At 58.8% G+C, this 5204-nt stretch carries 2 protein-coding genes and 1 pseudogene; 1 reads left to right on the forward strand and 2 read right to left on the reverse strand.

Annotated elements, in window-relative coordinates; genetic code table 11:
* Together GSQ83_RS25460 and GSQ83_RS25465 are read right to left on the reverse strand one after the other, a co-directional pair.
* Positions 1-1604, reverse strand: a pseudogene (locus GSQ83_RS25460) (hypothetical protein); the annotation flags it as partial.
* Positions 1605-1936: 332 nt separating this feature from the next.
* Complete coding sequence (locus tag GSQ83_RS25465; protein WP_158805693.1) at positions 1937-2740, reverse strand: sulfotransferase; 804 nt, start codon at positions 2738-2740, stop codon at positions 1937-1939.
* A 538-nt stretch (positions 2741-3278) separates the two neighbouring features.
* On the opposite strand from GSQ83_RS25465, the gene GSQ83_RS25470 reads away from it, so the two are divergent.
* Positions 3279-4979, forward strand: a complete 1701-nt coding sequence (locus GSQ83_RS25470) for a sulfotransferase (RefSeq protein WP_158805694.1) — start codon at positions 3279-3281, stop codon at positions 4977-4979.
* The last annotated feature ends 225 nt before the right edge of the window (positions 4980-5204 follow it).

A 5204-nucleotide genomic window follows, 5' to 3' on the forward strand; every position in this document is an offset into this window, starting at 1 on the left:
GCTCTCAGCCGCTGCCCCCTCCGCCAGCAGCAGGTCGTGATGCGGCAGTTCGACATGGTAGTAGGTGATCGCCGCCATGCTGGTGTCGCGGGTATCCACTCCCCCGCTGTTGACGACCACCATGCCGACGTCGATCGCGCCGAGATCCGCCCCCCATTCAAAACCAACACTGTACCGCCGGCCAGCACCGTCATCGCGCTCACGGTCGCGCCCGAAGACACGACCAATGTCGCGCCGGCGGTGACCGTCCCGCCGCTTCCCGCCCCGCCTGAGAGGATGTTGAGCATACCTCCCGATGACAGCATCGGGTTTTGCAGCGTAGCACCACTCGCTATCGTATCTGTGCCGCCGGCACTGATCGTGGTCGCACTCGCCGCGCCGCCAGACTGAACCGCCTCTTGCCCGCCGTTGAGAACGGTGCCGCCAACCTCCAAGCCGCCTGACGACACGATGACCGTCCCGCTGTCGCTATTGCCGCTCGCGGTGCCACCGGCCTCGATCACCTCCGAGCCACCGGCCAGCAGCGTGACCTTGTTCACCGTGGCACCGCTAGAGACAAAGAGGATGCCGCCACTTGCCACCGTGGCGCCGCTTTCCACCGCGCCGGACTGAATGATCAGCACGCCGCCCGAGGAGAGCAACGGGTTCAGCAAAGTTCCGCCTTTCGATACAGTCTGGATGCCGCCTGCGCTGATCGTCGTGCCGCTAGCAGTTCCTCCAAACTGGACGGCATCCTGACCGCCCGAGAGGACAGTGCCGCCAAAGTCGGAGCCACCCGCACTGACCAGGACCGCGCCGCTGTCGATGCTTCTCGAGGCGATGCCGCCTGACAACACCATGATTGAGCCACCCGCGAGGGCCGTGACGCCGCTCGCCATGGCGCCGCTAGAGAGGGTCAGGGCCGCGCCGGAGAGAACCGTGCCGGCACTCTCGAGGGCACCGGAAGTGAGACTTAGTATGCCGCCCGAGAACAGGATATCGTGCAGCCCGGTGCCGCCGCCGGAGATTATCTCGGTGCTGCCCGAGACGATCGGCGTAGCGCTGGCGATGCCGCCCGCGAGCACGACCTCCGTGCCGCCCGAGGACAGCATCGCGCTCAGCCCGAGCCCGCCCGCAGAGGTTATCTCGAGGCCGCTCGCGTTGATCTGCGTGGCAGTTGCGGTGCCGCCGAACACGGCCTCCGTGCCACCTGAGGACACAGTATCATTTAGCCCGGTACCACCGTTGGAGATTATCTCGTTACCGCCCGCCCTGATCAGCGTGGCACTGGCGATGCCGCCCGCGAACACGGCCACGGTGCCGCCCGAGGACAGGACATCATTCAGCCCGGTGCCGCGGGAGATTGCCTCGATCCCCCCCGAGCTGATCAGCGTCGCGCTGGCGGTGCCGCCCGCGGAGACGTATTCCACGCCGCCCGAGGAAACGATCGTGGCGCTGACGGTGCCATCCAACCACACATACTCGGCGCCGCCTGAGGACACGATCGCGTTCAGCCCGGTTCCGCCGCTCTCGATTACCTCGTACCCCGTCGCGCTGATGTGCGTGGCACTGGCGGTGCCGCCCGCAAGCACCACTTCATTGCCGCCCACTGCCTGGAGCGTCATGCCAATAGTTGTGCCTCCCGAGGAGACCGTAACGCCCGCGGTATTTTCCACAGACGCCGATAGAAGGCCGCCGCTTTCAACTATGAGGCCGGTGCGGTAGTTGGCCGTATTACTTATCAGGACGCCGAAGTCGTAAATGGTGTTGTATTGAAAGGACCCAGATGGTTGCTGGTACCAGTCAATGCCGGTACCTCCTGCAAAGATGTACGTTGGATTGTTGGGATTTGAAGGTTCCGTTACGAAATTAGAAAGAATTTGACCCGAAGACACGTTAACCATGTTATGAACTCTCTAATAACGTTAATTGTCGGAATAAGATCGGATGCTTAGAGCTAAAGAGATGTCGAGTAGTTTCTCCATCGTCCGACTGAACTCAAATATAGTCTTCGTGTAATCTGATTCGGGTTTGGCGAAGGCGTTCGGCGCGGCGTCTCAAAAAATCGCAGACATGTGTCCTGCCAAGGCAGATCCAGCTCGCTCAATAGGATTCGGATCCGGTCCTCGGGGGCTGCAATGATATCCTCATAAGCAACCTCGATGATCCTGATCGGCAGCACGGCGCGCCAGTGGCGTGCGAGGCGTCTCGTTTCCTCGACGCGAAGCGTGCAGTCCGCGAGACGGTAGGAAAACAGGTTCCCGTCTCTATAGAACCGAAAGAAATTGGAGATTCTCACGTCACGCTCATCGCGGATGACGTGGATCACCGTCGCTCGCGGAAACAGCATTGCGATGATATGGAGGTTGAGCACATTGTCCGGCATCTTGTCGGTGATCCATCTGGCCCCGCCGCTCAGCCTGCGCTGCGTCGCCAAGTAGGATTCGGCCTCGCTCCTGAGATCGTCGGCATTCCATTCCGAAGGGTGCGACCGTGCCGCGTAGCGCTGCGCAAGCTCGCGGCTTATCGCCCCGATGCCATCGCTTTCACCACCTCCGAAGACTTCCGAATGGCTGGATAGGATCTGCTCGACCAACGAAGTGCCCGAACGCGGCAGGCCAAGAACGAAGAGCGGCTCGGTCGACTGGCTCTGCCCGCGCTGTGCCGCATCTATGGACTCCCGCGTGATGAATCGCGCCATGTTGTCGACGTAACGCTGAAACCGCGCACCGTCGAAGACCTCCCCCGCGCTCCTCTTCATTTCTAAGAACGTCGTGTTCGCACTAAGGTAGACAGGAAAGGCCTCATCACATCGACCCGCGGCGTCGAGCGCTTCTCCCAGAACAAAGCCGGCGCTTACCCGGCGAATCGTGGCGATCGAGGGATCTTCGATAACAGACCGCAATTTCAGCAGGGCCTGCGCGTGGTTCGAGTCTGACAGAGCAATCTGCATGATATGCCGCATTCATCCGGGGAGCTTTCGCGCACCATAGGCGGAGCGGGACGATGCGCCCAGACGGTTTCGAATTAGCATCTTTCTTGGGCAGCGAGGTTTGTGTGATATGTTCTGTGCTAGCAATAGCAGCGCGTGTTAATCCGCACTCTTCTAAAATCCATGAGTAACATGGCGTCGCAAAAATGACAGAATGCTAGGAAAATTCAGCAATGAATCTGTTTCGATCTGCCCGCAGGCTTTACGTCACAGCGTCGCGATTCGATATGGAGAAATCACTTCATCGTTTAGCAATAAACCACAGGATAGAGGGAGATGCCACTATACCAGAGACAGGAAGTCAGGGATGTCACGCATTGAAGGGAACAAGACCTCGATACAAAATGCTTTATTTTTTCTAAAGGCAGAGGCGACAATCGAGGACGTCCGCAGCCTCGTGGCCTCGCTTGCGCTGCCGGGCGACACAGTCTTCAGCGCGTACAAGGCTATCCAGGACCATACGACAGCACTACCAAACCTTCTCCTGGACTATCTGTTCAACGATTTTGAAGACGACGAAAAGCTAATCGGTGAAATCTCCCGCCATCTTTTCGCGAAGAATCGATACCGAGCCGCCGAACGATTCGTCAGGACGTCGTTACTTCTCAATCATGGCAAGCCCATGACGCATCGCACCCTTGGCGTCGTCATGATCGAACTCAACGACCCTGCCAGTGCCCTGTTTCATTTCAGGCGAGCAACCGAACTCGAAGGTGAGAGCGCCGTCAATTTACGCCATCTTGCTTGGGGTCTCAGAAAGACCGGCCAACTGGCGGCGGCACGCCAGCACTATGCGCGCTCGGATATCCTCGAGCCCGGCAATATCATGACGCTTTATGGCTTGGCCCGGATAGAGGACGCCGAAGGGAACCTCGACGAGGCGCTGAGTTTAATAGACCGCATCCTCACCCTGACCGATCAGCGACCCGTCGATCACCGGACCCTGCTGCTGAGGGCTTCGGTTCTTGAAGGAGCTGGACGTGCTGACGAGGCACTGGCGATACTGGACCAGATCGAGCCGGCCGGTGTGGCATGCCAAGCGAGAGGTCTCATCCTCGACAAGCGCGGCGAATATGATGCGGCCTTCGCAAGCTTCGCCGCCTCCAAGGAGTGGCAGCGCACTTTAAGTCATCCACCCTATACGGCCGAGTTTCATCGCCAACGCTGCGCGTCTTTGAAAGAATTCTTTACGCGAGACCGTGTAAGCCAGATGCCACGTGCGTCGTTACGCGCGGACGAGCCGCAGCCAATCTTCGTAGTCGGCTTTCCGCGATCCGGCACGACCCTTATCCAGCAGACGCTATCACTCGACCCCGACATCGCAGCGGCGGGAGAGCTACCGACCATCGACCGGCTGTCAGGCTTAACCGAGAGGTCCGGTCGGTTCGGTCGGTATCCGTTTTCCTTGCTCCGAATCCTGCACGGAGACAAGCGGGAGATGTTCTCGGCGATGCGTGACCACTATCTCTACGAGGCAAAGAAGGCGCTCGGATATAAGGAAGGTTTGAGCTTCTTCGTGGATAAGATGCCGTTAAACGAGACCCATTTGGGGCTGATTCATCTTCTGTTTCCAGCGTCTCGCATCATCCACATCGTCCGCCACCCGCTCGATGTCATCCTCTCCGTATACTTCCGCACGATGAGCCACGGCGCGAACTGCGCCCTCCGTTTGGAAACGATCGCCGGGCATTATGCTCTGTTGCACGATCTGGTTGGTCACTACAAAAAGGAGCTCGATCTCAGTCTACTTACCTTGCGATATGAGCAATTCGTCGCAGCGCAATCAGATATCGTTCGTGGCATGATGACCTTCGTGGGGCGACCATTTCATGATGGCCTCTTGGATTTTCAGAAAAATTCGCATTACGAACACTCAGCGGGCGCAAATCAGGTCAGGGCGCCGCTGTCCGAGAAATATGTCTATCGCTACCGCAGATATATCAAGCATCTCGAGCCAATTCTGGATATCGTCAGGCCCATTATGGAGGATTTGGGTTATGAGCTATGATCGGCGGCACTCCTCGGAGTGATCATGGACTTTCCCTGGAACAAGGCGGAAGCGAAGTCGCCGAGTTGGCGGGACCATTTCGCGGAGAAGACGGAATGCGGAGGCGACTTCGGATCCGCTTCATGACGTTCTCTGCCATCCGCTGCGTCACCCCGTTTCGAAGCGTTGCGACGCGGCTTCGAGGCTCTAGTCCCTGACCAGGACCTTCTTCCATTGCGCGGCCAC

This window comes from Acidisoma sp. L85, from assembly GCF_009765865.1.
Classification (GTDB): Bacteria; Pseudomonadota; Alphaproteobacteria; order Acetobacterales; family Acetobacteraceae; genus Acidisoma.

Coding starts and splice junctions, on each gene's coding strand:
- GSQ83_RS25470 (WP_158805694.1), top strand. CDS start 3,279: ATGTCACGCATTGAAGGGAACAAGACCTCGATACAAAATGCTTTATTT.
- GSQ83_RS25465 (WP_158805693.1), bottom strand. CDS start 2,740: ATGAAGAGGAGCGCGGGGGAGGTCTTCGACGGTGCGCGGTTTCAGCGT.